Below are 24,887 nucleotides of genomic sequence, written 5' to 3' on the forward strand. Positions count from 1 at the left end.
CGCGAGGTCCCCGGTTAGGCTCGGGGCGTGACCGGCTCCGAGGCGCCGCCCGACGACACGACCGACCGCACCGCCGACCGCACCGCCGACGACACCGCCGACCGCACCGCCGCCGAGACGGCCGGGTTATGGCGTACGGCGGCCGGGCTGGCCAGGGCGTGCCATCCGGGTCCGGCCGCGGCGGTGACGGTGCTGCTCGCCGTGCTCGTGGCGCTCGCCGGATGGGGACCGGCGGGGACGGCGCTCGCGGCTCTGGCCGTGCTGACCGGGCAACTGTCCGTGGGCTGGTGCAACGACGCCGTGGACGCCGCCAGGGACGCCGCGGCGGCGCGGACGGCCAAGCCGATCGTCGCGGGACTGGTGACCGCGCGCACGGTGCGCGCCGCGGCGTTCGCCGCGCTGGCGGCCTGCGTGCCGCTCTCGCTGGCCTGTGGTCCCGTGGCGGGGGTGACACACCTGTTCGCCGTGGCCGCGGCCTGGGCCTACGACCTGTGGCTCAAGGGCACCGCCGCATCATGGGCGCCGTACGCCGCGGGGTTCGGCGCGGTGCCGGTGTTCGTGGCGGCGGGGACGCCGGGCGGTGTGCCGCCGGCCTGGTGGGCGGTGCTCGCCGCGGCGCTGCTCGGCTGCGCGGCGCACCTCGCCAACGTGCTGCCCGACATCGACCAGGACGTCGCCACGGGAGTGCGAGGCTGGCCGCAGCGCCTCGGCCCCGCGCGGGTGCGGGTCCTCCTGCCGCTGCCGCTGCTGGCCGCCTCCGGGCTCCTGGTCGTGGGTCCTCCGGGCCCGGCCGGTCCGCTGCGGTGGCTGGCGCTCGCGGGGGTGGCCGTGTGCGCCGCGGCGGGGCCGCTGCTCGGGCGGCGTGTGCCCCGGGCGCCCTTCGCCGCCGCGATCGGCGCCGCCGGCGTCGACGTCCTGCTGCTGGCGGCCGCGCCGGGGGCGTTCACCGCAGGGTGAGCACCACGTATCCGGCCTCCTGGAACACCACCCGGTAGCCCCGCGCGCGCAGCGCCTCGACCCGCGCGACCTGCGCGCCGACCGAGTCGAAGGGAAAGGCCCTGGCCCCCACGTCGGCGGCGACCCAGGGCGCCCCGCGCGGCGTGCGGTCCCACAGCAGCGTCCGCGTACGCGGGGACAGGGCGGGGGCGAGGGAGTCGGACGCCTCGACCAGCGCGCCGTCCGGCACAGCGGCGACGGCCCGTACGGCCGCGCGGGTCCGGGCGGTCTCGGCGTGGAAACCCGGGGTGAACAGCGCGCCGAACGAGAAGAACGGCACGAGCGCGAACGCGACGGCGAGCGTCAGCAGCGCCCACGCCCGCACGAGCGTTGCGGGCCGTCGAGGAAGGCGGGCGGCCGCCCGCAGCGCGCCGTCGACCCCGGCGGCGAAGACGACCGCGACGACGAAGGCCGTGTAGTGGTAGCGCGGGGTCCACCAGTTCGGATAGGTGCTGGCGAGCATGCGTTCCAGCAGCGGCGGCAGCAGGATGAGCGACAGCGGGGACAGCACCGCGGTGAACAGCACGGGAGCCAGCGTCAGCACGAGCGTGCGCAGCTTCAGCGGCGGGTCGGCGAGCAGCGCGGCCACGTCGCCAGGATGGGTGACGGCGTGCGCGACGGCCCTGGGGAGGTCGGGGCCCAGCGTCCAGTACGCCCAGTAGTAGCCGGCCCTGCCTCCGAACCACGGGACGAGGACGGCCGTCGCCACCAGGGTCGCGGCGACGCCGCCCGCGACGAGCAGCGCCCCCGCGATCCGGTCGCGGCGGCGGGTGAGGAGGAACAGCCCGAACCCGGCGAGCAGCAGGCCCATGTCCTCTTTCACCAGCAGGAGCGCCAGCCCCGCGAGAACCGCCGCCCGCCTGCGCCCCGCCTGGTGCCGCTCCAGCATGGCCGCCGTGAGCAGCGGCGCGAACGCCACCTCGTGGAAGTCGAAGGCCACGGCCTCGGTGATCGGCCACGACAGGGCGTAGGCGGCCGCGACCGGATAGGCGACGCGCCGTCCGTCCGTGACCGCCGAGGCGGCGCGGAAGGCGTACGCCCACACGAACGGGATCGACAGCGCCAGCAGCACGGCCTGTGCGACGAGCAGGGTCGCGGGCCCGTCGTGGATCCGGTACAGCGGCGCCAGCAGCGCGAGCGCCGGAGACCAGTGGTCGCCGAGCACGCAGAACCCCGGCCCGAACCCGTTGTGCACTCCCTTCAGCATCGAGACCGGCGGCTGGAGGCGCGCGTACGACCGGATCGCCTGGTCGAAGATCACCAGGTCGTAGGCGCCCGCGCGGAACCGCGCAAGCCGCACGCACGAGTAGAACGCGTAGAGCGCCGCCGCCGCGACGGTGAGGGCGCAGACGCACGCGAAATCCCGGCGGCGCGCACTCCCGGTGGAGAGGTCTCCGGCGGCGCCGTTCCCTTCGACGGGGTCGCCGCGCCGCGCCCGCCACCGTCGTGCGACCGCCCGTGCAGTCATGCGTGCGGCCGCGCGCGCGATCCCCGCCATCCGCCCCGTTCGCTTCCCCCCGCTTTGCGCGGCAGCCTATCCACGCGGGCACGGCGCGGACCGGAACCGGCGCCTGACCGGCGGACGTGCCTTCCCGGGACGCCCGGAATGGCGAGATGTGCCCCATTCAGTCCAGGACGGAGAACCAGCGGCCCGCCTCGGTCCACACCTCCGCGGGGCGGAAGCCGGTGCGCGCGGCGAGCGGCCCGATGCCGGACACGCTGACCCGCGCCCAGTCGAACCACCCGGTGGCCCTTCCCTCCCCGCGCAGCCGGACCCGTTCCGTGCGGGTCGCGGCGCCGGGCGGATCGAGTTCCGCGACGACCTCGCCGCCGGGCCGCAGCAGCTCGCGGACCCGGCGCAGCAGGGCGTCGGGGTCGCCGCCGATGCCGATGTTGCCGTCGGCCAGCAGCACGGTGCCCCAGCGGCCTGCGCCGGGCACGTGGCCGAACACGTCACGGCAGAGGGCCCGCCCGCCGGCCAGGCGGGTGAGCCGGACGGCCCGGGGGGTGACGTCGATGCCGAGCGCCCGCACCCCGCGCCTCGTCAGCGCCACGGTCAGCCGCCCGGGTCCCGAGCCCACGTCGAGTGTGGGGTCGGCGCAGCGGGCGAGCATGGCCTCGTCCCCTTCGGCGCCGTGGAGCCAGCGCCGCGCCTCCAGCGGCCACGTGCCGCCGTCGGCCGACTCGACCTCGACCCGCGCGCCGTCAAGCGCCTCGGCGTAGAGGGGGCCGATCACGCCGGGACGTCCGCGCCGAGGGCCGCCAGCGTCGCCGCGAACCGCGAGGACGGGATCCGCGCGGCGACCGCGCGCGCGTCCGCGACGGTGTCCACGTCGGTCAGTTCGGGCAGCAGGGCGGTCCGTACGCGGGCGGCGCGGATCCGCTCCATCAGCAGCGCTCCCGTGTCGGGCCGCGACATCGGCAGCCCGGCCAGCAGGGCGGGGTCGGGCGTGCGCTGCCCGAGCAGCCAGAACCCGCCGTCGGCGGCCGGGCCGACCACGACCTCGTGCCCGTCAAGCAGCCGCCCCGCCTCGGCCAGCAGAGCGGGGGTGACCTGAGGGGTGTCCATGCCGATCAGCACGACAGGGACGGGCAGGGCCGTCCACGCGTCGGCGAAGGCGGCGGCCAGCCGTGCGGCAAGGTCGTCCCCCCGCTGGGCGACCACGTCGAACCCCTCGGGCAGCCAGGGCCCCGGCTCGCCGTGCAGGGCCAGCACCCGGCGCGCGGCGGGGGTGGCGGCGACGGCCGACAGCGTGTCGCGCAGCGCGGCCTCCGCGAGCGCGGCGGCCTCCCTCGCGGTGCAGGGCGGCGTGAGCCGGGTCTTCACGGTCCCCGGCACGGGCGCCTTGGCGATGACGACGAGTTGCGCCGTGGTGCCGCTCGCGGCCGGCGTCACGCCGCCCGCCACATGTCGCGCACCGTCCGCACGGTGCCGCGGACGGTCCCCGTCACCTTCGAGCGGCCCACCCGCGGCAGGTAGTCGACCTCCACCTCGCCGATGCGCCAGCCCGCCTCGCTCGCCCGCAGCACCATCTCCAGGGGGTAGCCGAACCGCCGGTCCCGCAGGCCCAGGGCGAGCAGCGCCGTACGGCGGGCGGCGCGCATCGGGCCGAGGTCGTGCAGCGGCGCGCCGGTGCGGCGGCGCAGCCGCCAGGCGAGCACCCGGTTGCCCAGCCGGGCGTGCGCGGGCCACGCCGACGCGGTGACGGGCCTGCGGCGGCCCAGCACCAGGTCGGCGGCGCCGCTCACCACCCCCTCCGCGACGTACGGGATCTGCCGCGGGTCGAGGGAGGCGTCGGCGTCCATGAAGCACACGACAGGGGCGGTCGCGGCCTCCAGGCCCGCGTGGCAGGCGGCGCCGAAGCCCGGCCTCGGCTCGCTCACCACGAGCGCGCCGTGCCGGGCGGCGACCTCGGCCGACCCGTCGGTGGATCCGTTGTCCACCACGATGGCGCGGCAGCCGTCCGGCATGCGGCCGAGCACCCACGGCAGAGCCGCCGCCTCGTCGAGGCAGGGAAGCACCACATCGATCTGCATGCCGCAGAAGCTAGGGCCGCAGGGGCCGCCCAGTTCTTACGAAGTGACTACGGGGCCGTCCGCGGGGCGGGGATCGGCGGCGCGGCGGGCCTAGCGTGTGGCCCGTGACGAGACGACGGGCGGCACTGGCCGGCTGGGCCGCCCTGGTGGCGGGCGCGTTCGCGGTGGGCGGCCTGCTGCACGCCCGCGGGGTGCTGCGCATCGACCACCTCCCGCCGCTGCAGGCCCTGGCGCGCCTGCCCACGCCCGCGCTGCTTCCGGCCGTGGCCTTCGCGGCGGTCGCGGTCCCCGTGCTGCCCCGGCTGACCGCGCACCTGCCGATGCGCGTGGCGCTGGCGGCGGCCTTCGCCGCGTCGCTCGCCTGGACGGTCCTGCTGGCGGTGTCGGGGGAGGGGCTGGCGTGGCCGTTCACCCACCCGCAGGAATACCTGGCCGGGCTCGGGGCCGTGGGCGGCGACCCTCTCGGCTGGCTCGCCGGGTTCACCCGGGACCTGCCTGCCTATCCCACGCACGTGCGCGGTCATCCGCCGCTGCCGGTGCTGGTGCTGTGGGCGCTGGCGGCCGCCGGGCTGCCCGGACCGTTCTGGGCGGCCGTCCTCGTGGTCGCCACGGGGTGCTCGGCCACGGTCGCGATCGGCCTGACCGTGTGGCGCGTCGCGGGGGAGGAGGCGGCCCGGCGCGCGCTGCCCTACCTCGCCCTGTGCCCGGCGGCGGTGTGGATCGCGACGACCATGGACGCGTTCTTCGCGGGCGTGGGGGCGTGGGGCACGGCGCTGCTGGTGCTCGGCGCGGGGAGCCGGGCGGGCCGGGTGACGCTCGGCCTCGGCGCCGGACTGGCCCTGGGCGCGCTGCCCTACCTCAGCTACGGCCTGGTGCCCTACCTGCTCGTCCCCCTCGTCGCGGCGGTCGCCGTGGGAGTGGCGCGGGCGACCGTGGCCGCCTGCCTGGCCGGGATGGCCGCGGTGAGCGCACTGTTCGCCGCCGGGGGGTTCTGGTGGCCGGCCGGTGTGCTCGCCACCCACGCCGAGTGGGCGGCCGACCCCGGCGCGGCCCGGCCGTACCTGTACTTCCTGGTCGCCAACCTGGCCGTGCTCGCCCTGGTCACCGGCCCGGCCACCGCCGCCGGGCTCGTGGCGCCGGGAGAGGCCCGCGACCGGATCCTGCCGCTGGCGGCCCTGGCCGCGGTGCTCGCCCTCGACGTCAGCGGCGTCACCAGGGGCGAGGTGGAGCGGATCTGGCTGCCGTACGCCCTGTGGGTCGCCGCGGCGGCCGGGCGTACGGGAACCGGGCGTGAGGGAGACCGCCGGCTTCTCGCCGCGCAGGCGGTGGTCGGCCTGCTGCTGCAGGGGTTCGTGAGGTCTCCCTGGTGATTCAGCCGGCCGTCGCCAGCGGGGCGTGGGCGAACTCGCGCATGCCGTCGGCGAACCGGACCCGAGCCCGGAACCCGAGGTCGGCGGCGGCGCGGTCTGGGGAGGCGACGATGTGCCGGACGTCGCCCAGCCGGTAGCGGCCGGTGACCTCGGGGGCGGGCCCGCCGCGCGCCGCGCTGAGCGCGTCCGCCAGGTCGCCGATCGTGTGGGGCTCGCCGCTGGCCACGTTGTAGGCGCGGAGCCGGCCGGGCCGGGCGGACTCCAGCGCGTCCAGCGCGGCGAGGTTGGCCGCCGCGACGTCGCCGACGTGGATGAAGTCCCTGCGCTGGCCGCCGTCCTCGAACACCAGCGGCGCCCGCCCCGCCTCCAGCGCGGACCGGAAGATCGCGGCCACCCCGGAGTAGGGGGTGTCGCGCGGCATCCCCGGCCCGTACACGTTGTGGTACCGCAGGGCGACCGCCACGCCGCCGGTCTCTCGGGCCCAGCCGGCCGCCAGGTGCTCCTGGGCGAGCTTGCTCGTGGCGTACGCGTTGCGTGGGTCGGCCGGGACGTCCTCGTCCACGGTCCCAGGCGCCAGCGGGCGCCCGCAGAGCGGGCACACCGGCTCGAACCGCCCGGCGGCGAGGTCCTCCTCGGCCCTGGGGCCGGGGCGCAGGCGGCCGTGCTCCGCGCAGTCGTAGACGCCCTCGCCGTAGATCACCATCGACGACGCCAGCACCAGCCGGGCGACCCCGTGCCGCGCCATCGCGGCGAGCAGCACCGCGGTCCCGAGCGCGTTGACCGACACGTACGCCGGCAGGTCGGATACGTCGACGCCGAGGCCGACCTTGGCCGCCTGGTGCACCACGGCGTCGGCGCCCGCGAGCGCTCGGCCGACGGCGTCCTCGTCCCGCACGTCACCCGCCGTGACGTCGTCGCCGCCGCGCAGGTCGAAGCCCCGCACCTCGTGCCCCGCGTCGCGCAGCAGGCGGGCGACGCCGCTCCCGATGAAACCGGCCGCGCCGGTCACCACGATCTTCATCCGGCGACGGTAGCAACGGCCCACGCCGCTGAACGTTTCATATTCCTTACGGAACGACCGGCGCGGACACGAGGTCATGCCTGGCGGACGCCGCCCGCCGCGCGGCGTCCGCCGGGCACTCCCTGGCACGGTTGACGGGCACTTCCCGGCGATCGACGATCCGGGCGATACGTCGGCGGATCATCCCGGAGAGGTGAGATCGTGTCCAAAGTGTCATGGCCGGTCGCGTGGGCCGCGGCGGGCGCCGTCGCCGCCGCGCTTCTGGGGGCCAACCTCGTCGCGCCGCCCGTGCTGGCGGGCAGCGCGCCCGAACTGCGCGCCGCCCGCGCGATGACGACGGTGTCGCCGACGCCTTCGCCCTCGCCCGGGGCGGACCTGACGCCGCCGACGGCCCCGGAGGACCTGCGGGCGTGCCCGCCGCCCCCGCCTCCGAGCGGGAGCTTCCAGGGTGTGGTCGGCCTGTGCTGGACGGCGTCCTCCGACGACACGGCGGTCACCGAGTACAAGGTGATCATGCTCAAGGGCGACAACTTCTTCGAGGTGGCCTCCACCTCCCGTACGACGGCCGTCGTCCCCGGGCTGGTCGACGGCCGGACCTACACGTTCTACGTCGTCGCCAAGGACGCCGCCGGGAACACCAGCCGGCCCTCCGCGCTGCTCAGCACCCCGGCGATCTCCGGCGCGAACGTGACGCCGACTCCTCCCACGGGCGACACGACTCCGCCGTCCAGGCCGGCCGGGCTGCAGCCCAACTGCCTGCCCGACTTCAAGGGCACGTCGCTCTGCTGGACGGCGTCCACCGATGACGTCGGGGTCACGGGCTACAACGTGTTCCGGCGCACCGGCACCGGCTGGATGCGGGTGGGCATGCCCATCGGCACGCACTTCACCGAGGGCCCCCTCGTCACCGGCCAGTCGTACGTCTACTTCATCGTCGCCAAGGACGCCGCGGGCAACCTCAGCCTGCCGTCCGACCTGGTGACGGCCACGGCGTCGGGCGGCTACCCCTCCTACTCGCCGCCTCCGGTCACCTGCGAGATCGAGTACACCGCGTGGTCGTGGACCGGCGGCTTCTCCGCCTCCGTGAAGATCACCAACGTGGGCCAGGCGCCGATCAACGACTGGACGCTGCGCTTCGTGCTCCCGGACGCGGGACAGCAGGTCGGCACCGGCTGGTCGGCCGCCTGGTCGCAGTCCGGCAAGGACGTCACCGCCGCGGCCATGCCGTGGAACTCGGTGATCCAAGGCGGCGGGTCGGTGCAGATCGGCTTCAACGGCACGCTCACGGGCGCCAACCCCGATCCCACGGGCTTCAGGCTGAACGGCGGTTCCTGCGTCCGCCGGTGACCCGCGTACCCGATCGGCCCGTTAGCCGGGGACGAATCGGGGCAGGCACGACGGTATGCCGCTGCTCGACACCACTCCGCTCCTGCTGCTCGAGGGCTACGCCTGGCTGCCGGCCCGCTGGCGGGAGACCCAGGGGGAGATGGTCCACACCCGGCTGATGGGCCGGCGTGCCGTCGTGCTGCGGGGGCCGGACGCGGCGCGTTTCTTCTACGACGACGACCACGTCCAGCGGGCTCCCGCGCTGCCCGAGCCGATCAAGAGCACGCTGTTCGGCCACGGCGCCGTGCACACGCTGGACCAGGCCGCGCACCGGGCGCGCAAGGGCATGTTCATGTCGCTCATGACACCGGCGAGCGTCTCGGCCCTGGTGGACGACACCACCGAGGCATGGGACGCCGCGGTGGCGACGTGGCGGGAGCGGGGGCAGGTCGTGCTCTTCGACGAGGCCGCCCGCGTCATCACCCGCGGAGCGTGCCGGTGGGCGGGCATCCCGCTCACCGAGGAGGAGACCGGGCCCCTCGCCGCCGACCTCGTGGCACTGGTCGACGGCTTCGGGTCGCCCGGCCCGCGTCACTGGCGGGCCCGCGCCGCGCGCCGGCGCCGCGAGGCGTGGCTGGCCGGGCTGGTCGAGGACGTGCGGCGCGGGGCCCTGCGGGCGCGGGACTCCTCGCCGCTCGCCGTCGCCGCCCGCCACAGGGAGCCCGACGGGGAGCCGCTCGCGCCCCGGATCGCGGCGGTCGAACTGCTCAACCTGGTGCGTCCCACCGTGGCGGTGAGCTGGTACCTCATGTTCGCCGCGCACGCGCTGCACCGCTGGCCGGTCAACCGCGTCCGTCTCACCGAGGACGCCGACGGCGGCTACGCCGAGGCGTTCGCCCACGAGGTGCGGCGTTTCTACCCGTTCGCGCCGTTCGTCGCGGGTGTGGCCGTCAAGGACCTGACCTGGAAGGGCGAGCGGATCCTGGCCGACTGGCTCGTGCTGCTCGACATCTGGGGCCAGAACCACGACCCGGCGCTCTGGCCGAACCCGTGCGCGTTCGACCCGCGCCGCTTCGCCGGGCGCGAGATCGGCCCGTACGACCTGATCCCGCAGGGCGGGGGCCACCCGGCGACCGGACACCGGTGCCCGGGCGAGCCGGTGACGGTGGGCCTGCTCAAGGCGCTCGCGCCGCGGCTCGCCCGGCTGGATTACACGCTGCCCGAGCAGGACCTCACCATCGCGCCGCACCGGATCCCCGCCCGGGTGGCGAGCGGCTTCGTGCTGCGTCCGGCCGGCGCCGCCGCCCCCCGCGAGACCGTGGAAGCGGGACGGCGGCGCCCGTCGGCTCACCCCTTGTAGTTGAACACCTGGCGCAGCGTGTGCCGCACCTCCACGAGGTCCTTCTGGTCCGCCATCACCTGGTCGATCGGCTTGTACGCCTCGGGATGCTCGTCGACCAGCGCGGCGGCCCGGTCGGAGTTCCAGGTCCGGCCGCGCATCGCCTCCGTCAGCGACGCCGCCGACAGTTCGCGCTTGGCCCGGCTCCTGGACATCCTGCGGCCCGCCCCGTGCGAGCAGGACTTGTACGACAACGGGTTGCCCCGGCCGCGCACGATGTAGGACCGGGTGCCCATCGAGCCGGGGATGACGCCCTCGTCACCGGTGTCCGCCTTGATCGCGCCCTTGCGGGTGATCCACAGCTCCTTGCCCTCATGGGTCTCCATCTGGGTGAAGTTGTGATGGCAGTTGATCGTCCTGACCCGGGCGCCGCCGCCCACGACGCGGAACAGCGCCCGGCTCAGCACCTCGTCCATCCGCGCCCGCGACGCCATCGCGTACCGCTGCGCCCACAGCATGTCCTCGACGTATGCCCGGAACTCCGGGGTGCCCTGGGTGAAGTAGGCGAGATCGTAGTCCTCCAGCCCGATCGCCAGGCGGCGCATGTGCCGCTTCGCGCCGTCGATGTGCGCGGTGGCGAGCTGGTTGCCGATCCCGCGCGAGCCCGAGTGCAGCACGGTCCAGACCCGGTCGCGCTCGTCCAGGCAGACCTCCACGAAGTGGTTGCCCGAGCCGAGGGTGCCGAACTGGCACGCCACCGTCTTCTCCTGCTTCGGGGTGAGCGAGGTGTGCGGCCGGCCCAGCTCGCCGAGCGAACGGTCCGCCGCGCGGTCGTGCCCCTTGCCCACGCCCGCCGGGATGCCCCGCTCCACCAGCCGCATCAGCGGGGCGAGCGAGTCGGGCAGGTCGGCGGCGGTGAGCGTGGTCTCGGTCGCGACCATGCCGCAGCCGATGTCCACGCCGACGGCGGACGGGATGATCGCGCCCTCCGTGGGGATCACGGAGCCGACCGTCGCCCCGATGCCCACGTGCGCGTCGGGCATGAGCGCGACGTGACCGGGCACGAACGGCAGGCGCGCCGCCCGGGCGGCCTGGTCGATCGTCCCCTGGTCGATCTCGCTCGCCCAGGACAGCACCTTCGGGGCGATGTGCTTCGGCATGGTGGTTTCCCCCTCTCGATCGAGATCCACTGTGCAGGGGAGCGGGCGGAATCCCAACCGAATATCGACGCAAAGTCGTTTGCGGCCCTACCCGCCCGCCGCGCATCATGCCGGAATGCGCGACGATTCCCGGGAGCCGGGTGGTCAGGGCGAGGAGCGGCGTCGCCGCTCCGGTGACGACGGCGCGCCTCCGCCCGCCGCGGGCGTACGACTGCCGTGGGACGCGGTGCCCGCGCACCTGCGGCTGGCCGTGGAGACGCGTCTGGGCGACCGCGTGATCGAGGCCCGCACCCAGACGGCCGGTTTCTCCCCGGGTGTGGCAGCCCGCCTACGGCTCGCGGGTGGCGGCAGGGCCTTCGTCAAGGCCGTCGGGCCCGAGCCGAACCCGCTCAGTCCCGGCATCCACCGGGCGGAGGCCCGGGTGGCCGCCGCGCTGCCCGTGACCGCGCCCGCGCCCCGGCTGCTCGCGTCCTTCGACGAGGACGGCTGGGTGGTCCTGCTGTTGGAGGACGTCGAGGGGCGGCAGCCGGCCCAGCCCTGGGTCCGGGCGGAGCTCGACCTCGTGCTCGGGGCGATCACCGGGCTGGCCGAGTCGCTCACCCCCGCGCCGGTGGCCGTCCCGGCGGCCGCGGAGCGGTTCGCGGAGGAGTACCGGGGATGGCGGCGCCTTGCGTCCGGGCCGGACGGGCCCGGCCTGGACGGGCCCGATGCCGCGTGGGCCGGGCGGCACGCCGACCGGCTGGCGGAGCTGGAGGAGGCGTGGGGCCCGGCCGCGGAGGGCGACACGCTGGCCCACGCCGACCTCAGGGCCGACAACCTGCTGCTCACCGGAGACGGGCGCGTTCACGTGGTGGACTGGCCCTGGGCGTGCCTGGCCGTACCGTGGTTCGACCTGCTCGGGATGCTCCCGAGCGTGGCCATGCAGGGCGGTCCACCGCCGGCCGAGATCTTCGACGGCCACCCGGTCGCGGCGAAGGCGGACGGTGACGCGGTCACCGCGGTCCTGGCCGCCGTGACCGGCTACTTCCTGCAGCGGGGGAGCCTTCCCCCGCCGCCCGGCCTGCCCACGCTCCGCGCGTTCCAGCTCGCGCAGGGCCGGGTGGCGCTCGCCTGGCTGCGGCAGCGGACCGGCTGGAGATGAACTTGGGGGAGTCCGTGAACCCCGCCTCGGCCGCCGTGGGGGGCGCCGCCGCCTTCGTCTGGCTCGGGATGGTGCTGGCAATCTCCTTTCTGGAGGCGCCGCTGAAGTTCCGCGCGCCGGGGGTCACGATCCCGATCGGGCTCGGCATCGGCCGGCTCGTCTTCCGCGCGCTCAACGTCGCCGAGGCCGTGCTGGCGGTCGTCGTGATCGCGGCGGTCGCGACCGGGTCGCCGGGCCCCGCGGTGGCGGCGCTCACGGCCCTCCCCGCGGCCGTGCTGCTGGTCCAGGTCGCCGCCGTGCGCCCGCCGCTCAACCGCAGGTCCGACCGCGTGCTGTCCGGCGAGGACCCGGCGCGGCACAGGTCGAGGGCGCACCTGTGGTACGTGGCGCTGGAGGTCGTGAAGGCCCTGTCGCTGCTCGCCCTGGGCTGGGTCCTGCTCTCCGCGTGACCGGGTCCGATGGCCTGGCCGCCGGGCGTCAGGGGTGCTTGACGACCGTGAGCAGGACCACGCTGTCCTCCAGCGCCAGGAGCCCGTGACGCGCGCCGGGAACGGTGATCAGGTCCCCCTGCCCGCCCTCCCACGCGGCGTCGCCGCTGGTGAGCCGTACGTGCCCGAGGAGCACGAGCAGGGTGGCCTCGCCGGGGTTCTCGTGTTCGGCGAGCGCGGCTCCGGCCGTGAGAGCGAGCAGCGTCTGGCGCAGCGCGCGGCCGGCACCACCGTGAACCGTGTCCGCGGCGCGCCCGCTCGAGGCGGCCCTGGCGAGGTCGAGCAGTTCCCTGGAGCGGGCGCGGAGAGGAGTCTTGTCCACGCTCCCAGTGTCCCCCGTGGCGCCCGCCCGCGAGTTCCGGGGCCGCGCGTCCGCCGTTATGCCGCGGGCACGGTTTCGCCCACTTCCTTGTGGGCCGCCTCCGCGATGCAGAGCATCATTTCCGCATAGGGCAGCAGGCGCGTTCCCGCCTCCGTAAGGGCGATCCTGCGGCCTTTCCGGTCGAACAGAACCGCTCCGACGGCTTCTTCGAGGTTCCTTATTTGCGCGGTGACGCTGGACTGGGCGTAGTGCATCTTCTTCGCCGCCAACGTGAAGCTCAGTTCGCCCGCGACCTCACAGAAAGTTCGTAGCTGCTGCAGGTTGACGCAGAACGACAAAGTCCCCCCTATAACCCGGGATCAGCGTGTGGTCAGGGTGGTGCGCAGCGATGTGTTTACCATGCCCGCCGGCTTTCTGTCACGCATGAGGCGATGCGCGGCAAACGGCCCCCGGACACGGGATTTTCCGTAATTCAGCCCTGCCCCGAATTCGGCTCTTCGGGGCAGGGAATTGAACGCCTCCGTGCGCGGGCCGCCGGCCGCTCGCGGCTAGTGGTCCGCCATCGCCGTGGAACCCGCGACCCGGCGCCGCGCGGAGGCGCGCAGGGCCGCGACGAGCGTGAGCAGCATGGTCACGACGGAGATGCCGGTGACGACCCAGAGGCCGTTGTGGTAGCCGGACAGGGTCGCCGTGCCGTCGCCCGCCTCGTGGCCGGCCGCCATCGTGGCGGTCACGATCGCGAGGACGATCGCCGCGCCGACCTGGTATCCCGTCTGCAGCACACCGGCCGCGAGTCCCTGCTCGTGGTCGGCCACACCCGTGGTCGCCTGGACGTTGGCGGCGGGGAAGGAGAAGGGGAAGGCGACACCGATGAGCAGGATGCTCGGAAGGATCACCCAGACGTACGGGGACGCCTCGTCGATCCGCAGGAAGAGCAGGTACGAAGCGGTGTAGGCGACGAATCCGGCGAAGATCATCCAGCGGACCCCGAACCGCGAGATCAGCTTGCCGGCCCGCGGCGCGATCGTCGCGATGAGCAGGCCGATGGGGAGGAAGGCCAGCGCCATCTGCATCGGCGACCAGCCGCGCAGCGACTGCAGGTAGAGACCGCCGATGAACTGGAAGCTCATGTAGGTGCCGAGGATCGCCGCCGCGACCAGGCTCGCGCCCACCAGCGCGCCGTTGCGCAGCAGGCCCAGGCGCAGCAGGGGCTGGGCCGTCCGCCGCTCGATGAGGACGAAGGCCAGGAGGAGCGCCACCGAGGCGGCGAACATCCCCAGCGTGCGCGGCGACGTCCACCCGGAGGCGGGCGCCTCGACGATGCTGTAGACGAGCAGCAGCATCGCGGCCGTCACGGTGACGGCGCCGGCGAAGTCGAACGAGCCGCCGCGCCGGCCCGTCGCGGCGTCGCGCGGCACGAGCGCCACCGCGCCGGCGAACGCGACGAGCGCCACGGCGACCGGGAGCAGGAACGTCCAGCGCCAGTTGATCTCGGTGAGCGAGCCGCCCACGATGACCCCGGTCGAGTAGCCGACCGCGCCGCACGCGGTGTAGATGCCCAGCGCGCGGTTGCGCTGCGGGCCTTCCGCGAAGCTGGTGACGATGATGGACAGGCTGGCCGGGGCGGTGAACGCCGCGCCGATGCCCATGACGAACCGGGCGACGATCACGACCAGTCCCTCGTTGGTGAGGCCGCCGACCAGCGACCCGACGGCGAAGACGGCGACGCCCGCCAGGAACATGCGGCGGCGGCCCAGCAGGTCGGCCATGCGTCCGCCGAGCAGCAGGAAGCCGCCGAAGCCGAGGACGTACGCGCTCACGACCCACTGCACGGACTCGGTGGTCATCCCGAGGTCCGCCTGGATCGGCGGCACCGCGATGCCGACCATGATGTTGTCGAGCGCGTCGAGGAAGAACGCGGCGCAGACGCTGACGAGCAGGCCCCACTCGCGGAGCCCCCACGAGTTCCCCTCGGCCGGTGTCCTCGTCCGGGCCTGGGGCGGCGTCTGGACTTTCTCTTCTGGTGAAGTCGTCATGACTGTCCTAATCCACTCCGGTCGAATTGTCGCTGCCGCCGCGCCGAGGGGATGGGGAGAGCGCCGATCCCGAGCCTGGAGCGGAGGTTCTGCCGCCCGCGTCCGATGCCGGCGGTAGGCCGGGGGCGAGGAGATGCCGGTCGTCGCCCCCGGCCGGCTTCACCGTGGCGGGTCAGCCCTTGAGCCCCAGCGGGAACGGCGCGTGCGGCGTTCCGCCGAGGAGGTGGGCCCCCGCCGACTGCACGATCTGCTCCTGGGCGAGGATGTGCTGGCACATGGTGTGCAGGTCCCGCAGCCAGCGGTCCAGGGGAGAGGTGCGGTAGATCGAGGCGGTGCCGACGAGGTCGGACAGCCGGGAGACGATCGAGCGGGCCGTCCTGAACGCGTTGACCCTGGCCAGCGCCGAGGAGACCTGCTCGTCCGGGGTCGCCTCGACACCGGACCGCAGCCGGTCCCACAGGTCGTGCAGGGTGCCGTAGACGGCGTAGCGTGCCGCGGCGAGCTCCATCTCGGCCTGGCCGATGGCGGTCTGCACGCGGTAGCTGTCCGCCCACGGTGTGCCGGTCGCCTTCTCGACCCGGCCGGCCGCCAGTTCGCGCACGTGGTCGAGGGCCGCACGGGCGACTCCGAGCGGCACCCCGGGCACGTTGCCCAGGAAGGCGTCCGGGGCGGTGAACGGTCCCGACCGCTGCGGCCTGGTGAAGTCGAAGGAACGCTCCTCCGGCACGAACAGGTCGGTGACCTGGTAGTCCATGCTGCCGCTGCCGGCCAGCCCGGTGGTGTGCCAGGTGTCCACCTTCTCGAACTGCTCGCCGCGGGCGAGGATCAGCCGCCAGTTCATCGGCGCGCCGTCCGGCCCCGGCTCGGGCTCGCCGTCCCGGTGGACGACGCACCCGCCGACCACCCAGTCGGCGTGCGTGACGCCGCTGCCGAACGGCCAGCGGCCGGTGACGCGGTAGCCGCCCGGCACCCGCTCGGCGCGGCCGACCGGGAAGATCAGGCCGGCCGTGATCGCGTCGGGGTTGGCCCGCATCTCCTTGACGACGTGCTCGTCGAGGTAGCCCGCGTAGATCCAGGTGTCCATGCCGATCATGGCGCACCAGCCCGCCGCGGCGTCGCCCCAGGAGAGGGCCTCGATCACTTCGGTCTGCTGGGCGAAGGTGAGTTCGGGGCCGCCCCACTCGTTGGGCATGCCGATGCGGAAGACGCCGGTGTCGCGGAGCAGTTCCACGACGTCACCGGGAAGGCGCCTGGCGCGCTCGATCTCCTCGGAGCGTTCCCGCAGCAGGGGAGCCGCGGCCTTCGCGCGCGCCAGGATCTCCTCCGGGGAGGCGGGCACCTGCTCGCGTCCTGCCACGGGCCGCAGTGTCTCCGGCATGGTCATGTGAAAACCTCCTGATCGTGGCTTCGTCTCTGGCCCGATCGCAGCGACGGACTGCCGCCGTCCGCTGGTGACTCCAGGCCGCCGCGGCCTGTGCAGCGGGACTGTGTGACAGTCCTGGCCACTTCGCAGCGGGTTCCACGCTAGGAACGGTGACGCCGCGTCGTTCGCCCGAACGCGCACAAGATCTGATACGTCCGCACACGCCCTACGTGACCGGCTCCACCCATGGCGGGAGAGGGCCCATGTGACCGGCAGTGACATGGCCCCTCTCCCGAGTGCTCAGGTAGTGCTCCATATAACCGTCATGGCCGACTTTAGAGGTTAGACATCCGGCGCTGCAACCAGTCATTTATGATTGAGTGGTTAGACCAAGCGGTAGGTGGAGGATGGCGCCATGACCGAGCCCGACCCGCGTCCGTTCGCCAGGGAGCCTCTCGCGCTCGACCTCCTGAACACCCGGTGGAAGGAGCACGGCCGGCTTCACGACCTGCTCGACTCGTCCTCCGGGCTGCGCGTGTGGCTGGCCGGCCACGGGCTGGCGGACCGCTTCGCCGCGGACGAGGAGTCGCTGCGGGCGGTCGTCCACGCGCGCGACGTGCTGGCCGCGGCGGTCGCGGGCCAGGTCGGCCCCTCCGTCCGGAGGCAGGTGGACGACGTCCTCGCCCACGGCCGCGTCCGGCTCACCCTGACCGAGGAAGGGCCCGGTGAGACGGCGGAGTTCGACGACCCCGCGTGGGGTGCGGCGTGGACCGCCGTACGCGACTATCTGGACCTGCTGGCCACGGCTCCGGAGCGCGTCCGGCTGTGCGCCCAGCCCGACTGCATCCGCTACTTCCTCGACACGTCCCGCAACGGCACCCGCCGCTGGTGTTCCATGTCCCTGTGCGGCAACCGGGTCAAGGCCGCCCGCCACTACGCGCGGGCCCGCGACACCGGAGTCTGAACCGGCCGTACGGCGGCCCTGGTCCTCGAAAGGTTCCCACTCATGTCCCGAGGCGCTCTGCCCGAGCACATCGCAGAACTGCTCGCCCGTCCCAATCCCTGCGTCATCAGCACCGTCCGCCCGGACGGGGCGCCGGTCTCCGTGGCCACCTGGTATCTGTGGCAGGACGGGAAGGTGCTGGTCAACATGGACGCCGGGCGCAAGCGGCTGAGCTACCTGCGCAACGACCCCCGGGTGTCGCTGACCGTGCTGGACGCCGACGGCTGGTACCGCCACGTCAGCCTGCAGGGGCGGGTGGTGTCGCTGCAGGACGACCCGGACCTGGAGGACATCGACCGCCTCGCCGTCCACTACACCGGTGAGCCGTACCCGAACCGCGTACGGCCGAGGGTGAGCGCGTGGATCGAGATCGACACCTGGCACGTGTGGGGCATGCCCGCGGGGTCTTGAGGCCCGCGTCCTGGGCCCCGGGTCCTGAGTTCCGGGGTATCGGGCCCGCGCGTGCGCCGCCGGGGGGAGCGGTTCCCCCCGGCGGCGCGGGCGTACGGGCGGGGCCCGGTCAGGAGCGCCGCGTGAACGCCACGACGCGGCCGGTCTCGCGCGCCGCCTCGAACCGCTCCCGCAGGTGCGCCCTGCGGAGCTTGCCGATGCCGGTCTTGGGGATGTCCTCCCTGCCGACGGGCACGACGTGGGTCACGCTCACGCCGAACGCGTCGGCCACCCGGCCGCGGATCAGGCGTTCCGCGTCGGAGGCCGGCATCCCGTCGCGGGGGTGGAAGAACACCGCCAGTTCCTCCGTCTCCCCGTCCGCTCCGGTCACCAGGCAGGCCACGGTGTACGACGGCTCCACGAACGGAAGCTCCTCGACCCGGGCCTCGATCTCATGGCCGTGGTAGGTGACGCCGCCGAGCTGGATGACGTCGTCGGCCCGCCCGGTGACGGTGAGGATCCCGTCCTGGATGTAGGCGAGGTCGCCCGACTTGAACCAGCCGTCGGCGGTGAACGACTGACGGTTCTGCTCGGGGTTGCGGTAGTAGCCGGCCGTCACCGGGGCGCCGCTGACCTGCAGGTTGCCGGTGACGCCCGGGGGCACTGGCGCGTTGTGCTCGTCCACCACCCGCACGGACGTGCCGGGCTGAGGCCGTCCCACCGGGACGTACCGCTCGTCGCCGCCGTCCCCGGCGGAGAACGGGCAGTCCACCACCCCGGCGGAGGTCTCCGACATGCCCCAGCCCGGGTACATCGCGTCCTGGGGAAGCCCGAAGGGGGCTAGCAGCTCCAGGAAGCGGCGGACCACGCCGTTCCGGATGGCCTCGCCGCCGTTCATGATGTACCGCAGCCGGCCGAGGTCCCAGGACCGCCCTCTCAGCCGGTCGGCCTGGTCGTTGATGAGCCCGAAGGCGAAGTTGGGCGCCCACGTGGTGTCCGCGCGGTGGCGGTCCATCGCGGCGATCCAGCGCAGCGGGTCCTGGAGCACCCACTCGATCCGGGCGTGGACCTGGTGGCATCCGAGGTAGACGTCGCGGACGTGGAACATGACGAGCCCGCCCACATGGTCGAGCGGCATCCAGTTGAACGTGCGGGTGCCGCCGTCCAGCCGGTTCACCCGGGCGGTGGCCGCGGTGCGGCTCAGCACGTTGGCGTGCGTGAGCGTCACGGCCTTGGGCACGCCGGTGCTGCCCGACGTGAGCAGGTACATGGCCGGGTCGCCGGGCTCCGCCGGGTGCCCGCGATGGTCGGGCGCGTGCGCGAGCAACCGGCGGGTGTCGCCCAGCCACGCGGTCCGCCACGCCGGATCGGCGAGGACCTCCCGGGACAGCGGCTGATCCGCACCGGTGATCACCCACGGCTTCCCGTAGCCGTTCCAGACCCGTTCGAGCAGGCCCGGCGCGGCCTCCCGCTGGTCGGCGGTCGCGCCGGCGTTGACGGGCATCGGGACGAAACCACCCAGCACGCAGGCCCAGAAGGCGAGCAGCAACTCCGGGTCGTCGGCCACCTGGAGGACGACCGTATCCCCGGGCGCGACACCGGCGCTGCGGATCCCCGCGAGCATGCGCGAGGCGCCGTCCAGCAGCCGCGGGTAAGTCATGTGGGTCTCCGAGCCGTCCGGCCGGATGAAGACGATTCCCTCGGGGCTTCCCTCCCGCGCCGCGCGGACGAGCGCCTCACCGAGACGCGGGACGTCGGGGGCGACGGCCGGGCCGCCGTCGAGGACCGAGATGCCGGTGTCCGTCACGGCGCCTCCGCCCCCTCCGCGGTCGCCACGATCACGACAGGGCCGCGCCCGTGCGGGGGGACCTGCTCCTTGCGGAATCCGCCGTACTCGGCCGAGATCCGCAGGCCGGCGCCGGTCAGCAGTTCGCGCACCTCGGGCCCGGTCAGGACGGCCTGGTCGAAGAAGTTGTCGTACATGCTCACCCGGCCGTCGGCCTCCCGTACGAGCAGGGTCTCCTCGTTCCGCCAGTTCGCCGCGCGGGGGTTGAGCGACTGGTGGGCGAGCCGGGTGACCAGCAGGCCGTCGCCGCGGTGGTGGGCGACCGTGAACGGCTGGTAGCTCTCCACGAAGTTCAGCAGGTGGCCGAACTCGAGGACGACGTGCCCGCCGGGCAGCAGCAGGTCGCGCATCATCCGCAGCACGCGCGGCAGTTCGGCCCGCGGCAGGTAGTTGAGCGTCATGAACACGCAGTAGACGAGGTCGAACCGGTCCTCGCGGGCGAGGTCCTCGACCCGCGCGTGCACGTACTCGACCCCCTTCCCGCCCTTGTGCCGCGCGTACTCGACGAAGGCGGCGCTCTGGTCGACGCCGACGCCCGTGTAGCCGCGCTCGCCGAGCTCGCGGAGGTTGGTCCCGGTCCCGCAGCCGAGATCGAGAGCCCGCCCGCCGCCCGGCAGGAGAGAGGCCAGGAAGTCCGTCTCCGCGGCGAGGTTCCGGAAATCCCCCCGCATCAGCTCGTAGTACTGTCCGGGGAATTCGAAGCTGGTCATCACTGCGTCGCCTTTCCGCTGGTCGGTGATACAGGTTCGGGGCCGTTCGTGGGTCCGGCCTGGTTCGTGTTCCGCTGCTTCCGGAACTCCCTGGGGGTGATGCCGTACCGGTCCCGGAAGAGGCGGCTGAAATGCGAGGGCCCGTAGAACCCCGATCGTTCGCCCACGGCCGCGATGGACAGGTGGTCGAGCCCGGGATCGGCGAGTTCCGCGCGGCAGCGGGCCAGCCGCTCGTCCCTGATCCAGCGCGCCGGGCTGATGTTGTGCTCCTGGAATATCTTCTGCAGGTACCGGAGCGAGACGTTGTGCCGCTGGGCGACGACCGCCGGGGTGAGGTCCGGGTCGGCGAGCCTGTCCCGGATGAACGCCTGGATGCTCAGCATCAGGGCCTGCCTGCCCGCGTCGGCATCGGCGGCCAGTGACCGCATGCGCTCGGCGTAGAAGGCCGCGGCCAGGCCCGCCACGCTGCCGCCCAGCAGTTCGATCGCCGTGCCGACCTTCCCGCTGTGCTTGGCGAGCCCGACGAGAAGGTTGGACATGAGCGCGCCGAGCCCTTCCGAGCCGGTGCAGGATCGCGCCGTGAGGAGTTCGGTGTCCTTGGGGGTGAGTCCCATCAGACGGTGCGGAAAAAGCAGGGTCGCCATGCGGAACGGCTCCGGCATGACGATTTTGTACGGCCGCAGGCTGTCGTAGCAGACGAATTCCGGATCGCGTACGACCGCGTGCCGGCCGTCCTGAAAGACCCATATCTCACCGGCCAGCGGACGGCACACCCTCAGGTATCCCTCACTCTGGTCGATCAGCCTCCCTGGCCGGATGAGTTCTCGGGAACCTCCGTCGACCAGGGAAAACCGCACTTCACCGAATTGCCTGACCGCCGTGGTCCCGTCGAGATCCGCCTGGTGATCACGCACGATCTCCAGGTGCCCCTGAGAACGCGCGAGCGGTTTCGTGTGGACGACGGTTTCACGTGCATTCGGTACTTGGACAGGCAGCATCGATCAATCACCTCGTCGGTAAGACAGTGGTAGACGTGCCGTTCCGCGAAGGCACAACCGCGACCTCTTCATACGGGGCTTCGTCCTTGAATGGAGTGATGTCGCCCCGGGGTCCGCTTCGCCCGCAAGACATGAGAACATGCGCTTTGCCGGGTTTTCTATGGCGATCGAAGTTTTCGATGACTGTCCATCTGCCGCGTGGACATCGCCGGCGGGTGGCGGGTGCCGCACCCCAGGCGGACCCCAGGCGTGGGCCGGCGGCATGAGGACGGATTCCGCATGGCTTTGTCCGGCGCCGCGGCCCGCCTGCCCGGCGAAGCCCGCCCCGGGCCGATCCCGCGCGCCCTGAAGACCGGGCGGGCGAAAACGCGAACGGCGTACGCCCGGAAACGCCAGAACCGTCGTGCACCGGCAATCTCCGGTGCGCACTCCGGCAAATGTCCGCGACGTCGCTCGGTAATGTCGTCGGTGGCGATCGGATTCAATTTCGCTTTACGGCCTCAAGGGCCCGTCCCGCGAAGGTCGTCATTTCCTGAGCATGCGTTGAATATCTCGTGTCCGATGCCCTACGGGAGGACCAACGATGGGTGAGGCGCCAACGGCAAATCAGGTGGCGGTCGCGGTGCGGGACGACCTGCGCGCGGTGATGCGCAATTTCGCCACGGGCGTGTGCGTGGTGACCACGTTCTCCGGGACCGCCGGGCTCCGCACGCACAACGCGCTGACGATAAATTCGCTGACCTCGGTCTCGCTGGACCCTCCGCTGATATCGCTGAGCATCCGCCGTGAGTCGACGTTCCTGGCCGATCTGATGGACGCCCGGGTCTGGGCGGTTTCCATCCTCGACGCGGAAGGCGAGGACCTGGCCCGGATATTCTCCCGCCCGGAACAGGAAAGGAAAAAGGCCCTGGGCAGTCTCCCCGCGAAACCGGGCGAGCGGACCGGCGCGCTGCTCCTGGACTCCTCGGCCTGGCTGGAATGCCGGTACTGGAACCACCTCGTGGCCGGCGACCATCTGCTGATCGTCGGGGAGGTCGTGGCGCTCGGCACCAACCTGCCGCGGGCGCCGCTGGTGTTCCTGCGCGGGGAGTGCCACCGGATCGACCTGGACAGGACCGGCTAGGCCATGTCCGGCGGCTCATGGCCCTGCCGCGCGACGGGCCGCGTCCGTCGGGCACTCCCTGGCGCCATTCCTTCTCCCTGAATAGACAGGTGGGGCTGACACATGTCTGGAATCTCAATCGGTGTGATCGGGGGCGGCGCGTCCGCGGTCTGCCTCGTCGACGCCCTGGCCCGGGAGCGGGGCGGGCCGGGCAGCGTCACGGTGTTCGAACCGTCCCCCAACCTGTGGCGGGGCCGGGCCTACCAGGTCGACACCGAGGTCATCAAGGTCAACGCGACGCCCGACGACATGTCGGCACGGGTGGGCGACCTCCACCACTTCGAGCGGTGGCTGGAGATCCGGGAACGCGTCGCCGACGACGCCGGGCACGTCGACGCCTACTCGGGAGCGCGTTTCGTGCCGCGGACCGTCTACGGCGAGTACCTGGAGCAGACGGCGTACACCGCGCTGGGGGAACTGCGCAGACAGGGCTGGCGGGTCGACCTCGTCGGAACCGCGGTCACCGGCGCCCGGCGGACCGACCGCCACGTGCTGCTCGGCACGGGCGGCACGGGCGGCACGGGCGGCACGGGCGGCACGGGCGGCACGGGCGGCGCGAGCGCGGGCGCGTTCGACTACGTGGTGCTGTGCGTGGGCGGCGACGGCCCCAGGGACGTGTACGGGCTGACCGGCGCGCCCGGTTTCGTGGCCGATCCCTACCCCGTCTCCGGCAACCTCCGCCACGTCGGGGAACGGCAGGACGTGGCGGTCGTCGGCAGCGGCCTGACCGCGGTCGACATCATCCTCCACCTGGCCGCGCAGGGTCATCAGGGACGGATCACCCTGCTGTCGAGGAGAGGCGTGCTCCCCGCCGTGCGGCAGCGGCCGCGCGAGCTCGAACTGCGTCATCTCACCAAGCGCCACCTGCGCGCACTCGCCGGTCAGCGGCGGGAGCTGTCCGTCGAGGACTTCACCGCGCTGGTCCGCGCCGAACTGGTGGACGCGGGCGCGGATCTCGACGCGATACGCGCCGAGATCCTCGACGTGGAGTCGGAGCCTCCGGTCGCACGCCTGCGCCGGCAGCTCGCCGCGGTGGACTCCCCGGACCCCGGGCTGCGGATCCTGCAGCGCGCGGTCCCGGACATCGGCCCGGACGTCTGGCCGCTGCTGCCGGAGCGCGACAGGGCCGCGCTGCTGCGGTCCCACTACCGCACCGTCATGAGCCTGTGCTGCCCCATGCCGCCGAGCAGCGCGGCGCGGCTCCTCGAACTCGTCGACGAGGGCCGGCTGGAGGTGCGGTCGGGGCTGCGGAAGGTCGCGGTGCGCTCCGGCGGCGGCTTCGAGCTCGTCACCGACGGGGAGGTCATCGGCGCCGACATGGTGATCAACGCGGTGAACGCGTCGGAGGACCGCATCCCGGCCACGGCCCGGCCCCTGGTGACCGCGCTCACCCGCGGCGGCGCCGTGAGCCCCCATCCGCACGGCGGCCTTCGGCTGGCCAGGGAGACGAGCCGCCTCATCGCGGGAGGCACGCCGGATCCGCGCCTGTACGGACTCGGCACCATCGGGGCGGGCGCGCTGTTCTTCACCTTCGGCATCCCGTCCCTGGTGGACCGCAGCGAGGACATCGTCGCGGCCATCCTCCAGCACGCGCAGGCGGGGGACTCCGCCCGCTCCGAGGACGTCCTGCTCCCCGCGTAGCGGAATCCGGGCCGCCCGGCACAGGAGCAGCGGCACAGGAGCGGCGGCACAGGACCAGCGGCACGGGACCAGCGGCACAGCACCAGCAGTCCGGCAGCACAGAGAGGTGGAACCACCATGACGACGACAACGGCAGTGGAGCCGCGCCCCGCCTACCTCGCGGACACCGCGACGGGCCTGCCGATCCCCGGCGAGCCGGTCTTCGACGACCCCGCGGAGACCCGCCGCCACCGCAAGCAACGCCTCGCGGCGGCCCTCCGGCTGTTCGGCAAGTACGGGTTCGGCGAGGGCATCTCCGGCCACATCTCCGTACGCGACCCGGAGCACCACGACCGCTTCTGGGTGAACCCCTTCGGCGTCTCCTTCAACCGCGTACGCGTCGCCGACCTGATCTGCGTCGACTCCACCGGGCGGGTCGTCCACGGCGGGCACCGGGTCAACCCCAGCGCGTTCGTCATCCACTCGCAGATCCACGAGCTCAGGCCGGACGCCACCGCGGCGGCCCACGGCCACACCGCGCACTCCCGGGCGCTCGGCGCGCTCGGCCGCCTGCTGGAGCCCATCGACCAGGAGTCCGCCGCCTTCTACGGCCGGCAGACGCTGTACGAGGCGTACGAGGGCCCCTCCGTGTCCCTGGAGCAGGGCAGGGACATCGCGGAGAAGCTCGGCGACAACCGCGCCATCCTGCTGCGGCACCACGGCCTGATCACGGTCGGCGGGTCGCTGGACGAGGCGGTCCACTGGTTCTTCACCTACGACAGCTGCGCCCAGGTCCAGCTGCTCGCCCTGGCGGCCGGCACCCCCCGGCCGTTCACCAGGGAGCAGGCCGAGGCCGCGGGCGCAGGGTTCGGCGACCCGCAGCTCGGCTGGTTCAGCTTCCAGCTGCTCTGGGACGAGATCGTCGCCGAGCAGCCCGACCTGCTCGAGGAGTAGCCCGCCCGCCGGGGTCCGGGCCCGCGCGACGGACCCCGGCGGCCACGCCCGTGAGGCACAGGGTGCGAACCCACACGGGCGTCATCGAAAGCACGGACCATCTCG

At 73.5% G+C, this 24,887-nt stretch carries 24 protein-coding genes; 11 read left to right on the plus strand and 13 right to left on the minus strand.

Features of this window, described 5'->3' with window-relative positions:
* Positions 1-27 precede the first annotated feature (27 nt).
* Positions 28-957, plus strand: a complete 930-nt coding sequence (locus HHX31_RS05770; RefSeq protein WP_169945828.1) for a UbiA family prenyltransferase — start codon at positions 28-30, stop codon at positions 955-957.
* Here HHX31_RS05770 and HHX31_RS05775 read toward each other — a convergent pair.
* The 4 genes from HHX31_RS05775 to HHX31_RS05790 form a co-directional block, all read right to left on the minus strand.
* Positions 944-2,464 (minus strand): DUF2079 domain-containing protein, encoded by a 1,521-nt coding sequence (locus tag HHX31_RS05775; protein ID WP_169945830.1) that lies wholly within the window; start codon positions 2,462-2,464, stop codon positions 944-946. The two genes, HHX31_RS05770 and HHX31_RS05775, sit on opposite strands and share 14 nt — an antisense overlap.
* Before the next feature lie 157 nt (positions 2,465-2,621).
* Complete coding sequence (locus tag HHX31_RS05780; protein ID WP_311931608.1) at positions 2,622-3,233, minus strand: methyltransferase domain-containing protein; 612 nt, start codon at positions 3,231-3,233, stop codon at positions 2,622-2,624.
* Entirely contained in the window at positions 3,230-3,892 is a 663-nt protein-coding gene (locus HHX31_RS05785; protein ID WP_169945832.1) for a TIGR04282 family arsenosugar biosynthesis glycosyltransferase, read from the minus strand. Before HHX31_RS05785 ends, HHX31_RS05780 begins: the two co-directional genes overlap by 4 nt.
* Entirely contained in the window at positions 3,889-4,533 is a 645-nt protein-coding gene (locus tag HHX31_RS05790; protein WP_169945834.1) for a glycosyltransferase family 2 protein, read from the minus strand. Before HHX31_RS05790 ends, HHX31_RS05785 begins: the two co-directional genes overlap by 4 nt.
* A gap of 104 nt (positions 4,534-4,637) precedes the next feature.
* Here HHX31_RS05790 and HHX31_RS05795 point away from each other — a divergent pair, with 104 nt between their 5' ends.
* Positions 4,638-5,903, plus strand: a complete 1,266-nt coding sequence (locus HHX31_RS05795; protein ID WP_169945836.1) for a hypothetical protein — start codon at positions 4,638-4,640, stop codon at positions 5,901-5,903.
* 1 nt (position 5,904) lies between these two features.
* Here HHX31_RS05795 and HHX31_RS05800 read toward each other — a convergent pair whose 3' ends face one another.
* Positions 5,905-6,924, minus strand: coding sequence for an NAD(P)-dependent oxidoreductase (locus HHX31_RS05800; RefSeq protein ID WP_169945838.1), 1,020 nt, complete (start codon positions 6,922-6,924; stop codon positions 5,905-5,907).
* Between the two features lie 201 nt (positions 6,925-7,125).
* On the opposite strand from HHX31_RS05800, the gene HHX31_RS35535 reads away from it, so the two are divergent.
* The gene (locus tag HHX31_RS35535; RefSeq protein ID WP_169945840.1) at positions 7,126-8,271 is read left to right on the plus strand and encodes a cellulose binding domain-containing protein; all 1,146 of its coding nucleotides are present in this window, start codon (positions 7,126-7,128) and stop codon (positions 8,269-8,271) included.
* 55 nt (positions 8,272-8,326) lie between these two features.
* Entirely contained in the window at positions 8,327-9,610 is a 1,284-nt protein-coding gene (locus HHX31_RS05810) for a cytochrome P450 (protein ID WP_169945842.1), read from the plus strand.
* Here the strand turns inward: HHX31_RS05810 and HHX31_RS05815 are convergent.
* Entirely contained in the window at positions 9,598-10,749 is a 1,152-nt protein-coding gene (locus tag HHX31_RS05815; RefSeq protein ID WP_169945844.1) for an RtcB family protein, read from the minus strand. The two genes, HHX31_RS05810 and HHX31_RS05815, sit on opposite strands and share 13 nt — an antisense overlap.
* 115 nt (positions 10,750-10,864) lie before the next feature.
* Between HHX31_RS05815 and HHX31_RS05820 the strand changes: the two genes are divergently transcribed.
* Together HHX31_RS05820 and HHX31_RS05825 are read left to right on the plus strand one after the other, a co-directional pair.
* The gene (locus HHX31_RS05820) at positions 10,865-11,890 is read left to right on the plus strand and encodes an aminoglycoside phosphotransferase family protein (protein ID WP_211589358.1); all 1,026 of its coding nucleotides are present in this window, start codon (positions 10,865-10,867) and stop codon (positions 11,888-11,890) included.
* A 2-nt stretch (positions 11,891-11,892) separates the two neighbouring features.
* A complete protein-coding gene (locus tag HHX31_RS05825) occupies positions 11,893-12,339 on the plus strand; it encodes a hypothetical protein (RefSeq protein ID WP_249345652.1) in 447 nt (148 codons plus the stop codon).
* 28 nt (positions 12,340-12,367) lie between these two features.
* On the opposite strand, the gene HHX31_RS05830 is transcribed toward HHX31_RS05825, so the two are convergent.
* The 4 genes from HHX31_RS05830 to HHX31_RS05845 form a co-directional block, all read right to left on the minus strand.
* On the minus strand, positions 12,368-12,700 hold the full coding sequence (locus tag HHX31_RS05830; protein WP_169945846.1) for a LuxR family transcriptional regulator: 333 nt from the start codon (positions 12,698-12,700) through the stop codon (positions 12,368-12,370).
* A gap of 56 nt (positions 12,701-12,756) precedes the next feature.
* A complete protein-coding gene (locus HHX31_RS05835; RefSeq protein ID WP_169945849.1) occupies positions 12,757-13,038 on the minus strand; it encodes a LysR family transcriptional regulator in 282 nt (93 codons plus the stop codon).
* A gap of 210 nt (positions 13,039-13,248) precedes the next feature.
* Complete coding sequence (locus HHX31_RS05840; protein WP_169945851.1) at positions 13,249-14,736, minus strand: MFS transporter; 1,488 nt, start codon at positions 14,734-14,736, stop codon at positions 13,249-13,251.
* 172 nt (positions 14,737-14,908) lie between these two features.
* Entirely contained in the window at positions 14,909-16,120 is a 1,212-nt protein-coding gene (locus tag HHX31_RS05845; protein ID WP_169945852.1) for an acyl-CoA dehydrogenase family protein, read from the minus strand.
* A 394-nt stretch (positions 16,121-16,514) separates the two neighbouring features.
* On the opposite strand from HHX31_RS05845, the gene HHX31_RS05850 reads away from it, so the two are divergent.
* Positions 16,515-17,063, plus strand: coding sequence for a CGNR zinc finger domain-containing protein (locus HHX31_RS05850; RefSeq protein WP_169945854.1), 549 nt, complete (start codon positions 16,515-16,517; stop codon positions 17,061-17,063).
* Positions 17,064-17,105: 42 nt separating this feature from the next.
* Positions 17,106-17,513, plus strand: a complete 408-nt coding sequence (locus HHX31_RS05855; RefSeq protein ID WP_169945856.1) for a PPOX class F420-dependent oxidoreductase — start codon at positions 17,106-17,108, stop codon at positions 17,511-17,513.
* Between the two features lie 109 nt (positions 17,514-17,622).
* Here the strand turns inward: HHX31_RS05855 and HHX31_RS05860 are convergent, their stop codons facing one another.
* The 3 genes from HHX31_RS05860 to HHX31_RS05870 are packed head-to-tail and all read right to left on the minus strand — an operon-like array spanning position 17,623 to position 21,046.
* A complete protein-coding gene (locus HHX31_RS05860; protein WP_169945859.1) occupies positions 17,623-19,299 on the minus strand; it encodes an AMP-binding protein in 1,677 nt (558 codons plus the stop codon).
* On the minus strand, positions 19,296-20,048 hold the full coding sequence (locus HHX31_RS05865; protein ID WP_169945861.1) for a bifunctional 2-polyprenyl-6-hydroxyphenol methylase/3-demethylubiquinol 3-O-methyltransferase UbiG: 753 nt from the start codon (positions 20,046-20,048) through the stop codon (positions 19,296-19,298). The genes HHX31_RS05860 and HHX31_RS05865 overlap by 4 nt, the downstream gene beginning before the upstream one ends.
* On the minus strand, positions 20,048-21,046 hold the full coding sequence (locus tag HHX31_RS05870) for a helix-turn-helix domain-containing protein (protein WP_249345653.1): 999 nt from the start codon (positions 21,044-21,046) through the stop codon (positions 20,048-20,050). The genes HHX31_RS05865 and HHX31_RS05870 overlap by 1 nt, the downstream gene beginning before the upstream one ends.
* Positions 21,047-21,629: 583 nt before the next feature.
* Between HHX31_RS05870 and HHX31_RS05875 the strand changes: the two genes are divergently transcribed.
* The 3 genes from HHX31_RS05875 to HHX31_RS05885 all read left to right on the plus strand — a co-directional run bounded on the left by HHX31_RS05875 (position 21,630) and on the right by HHX31_RS05885 (position 24,782).
* The gene (locus HHX31_RS05875) at positions 21,630-22,169 is read left to right on the plus strand and encodes a flavin reductase family protein (RefSeq protein ID WP_211589360.1); all 540 of its coding nucleotides are present in this window, start codon (positions 21,630-21,632) and stop codon (positions 22,167-22,169) included.
* A gap of 102 nt (positions 22,170-22,271) precedes the next feature.
* Positions 22,272-23,849, plus strand: a complete 1,578-nt coding sequence (locus tag HHX31_RS05880) for an FAD/NAD(P)-binding protein (RefSeq protein ID WP_169945865.1) — start codon at positions 22,272-22,274, stop codon at positions 23,847-23,849.
* A gap of 117 nt (positions 23,850-23,966) precedes the next feature.
* Positions 23,967-24,782, plus strand: coding sequence for a class II aldolase/adducin family protein (locus HHX31_RS05885; RefSeq protein ID WP_169945867.1), 816 nt, complete (start codon positions 23,967-23,969; stop codon positions 24,780-24,782).
* Positions 24,783-24,887: the final 105 nt, after the last annotated feature.

It is taken from the genome of Microbispora sp. H11081, from assembly GCF_012999535.1.
In the GTDB taxonomy this organism is placed as follows: Bacteria; Actinomycetota; Actinomycetes; order Streptosporangiales; family Streptosporangiaceae; genus Microbispora.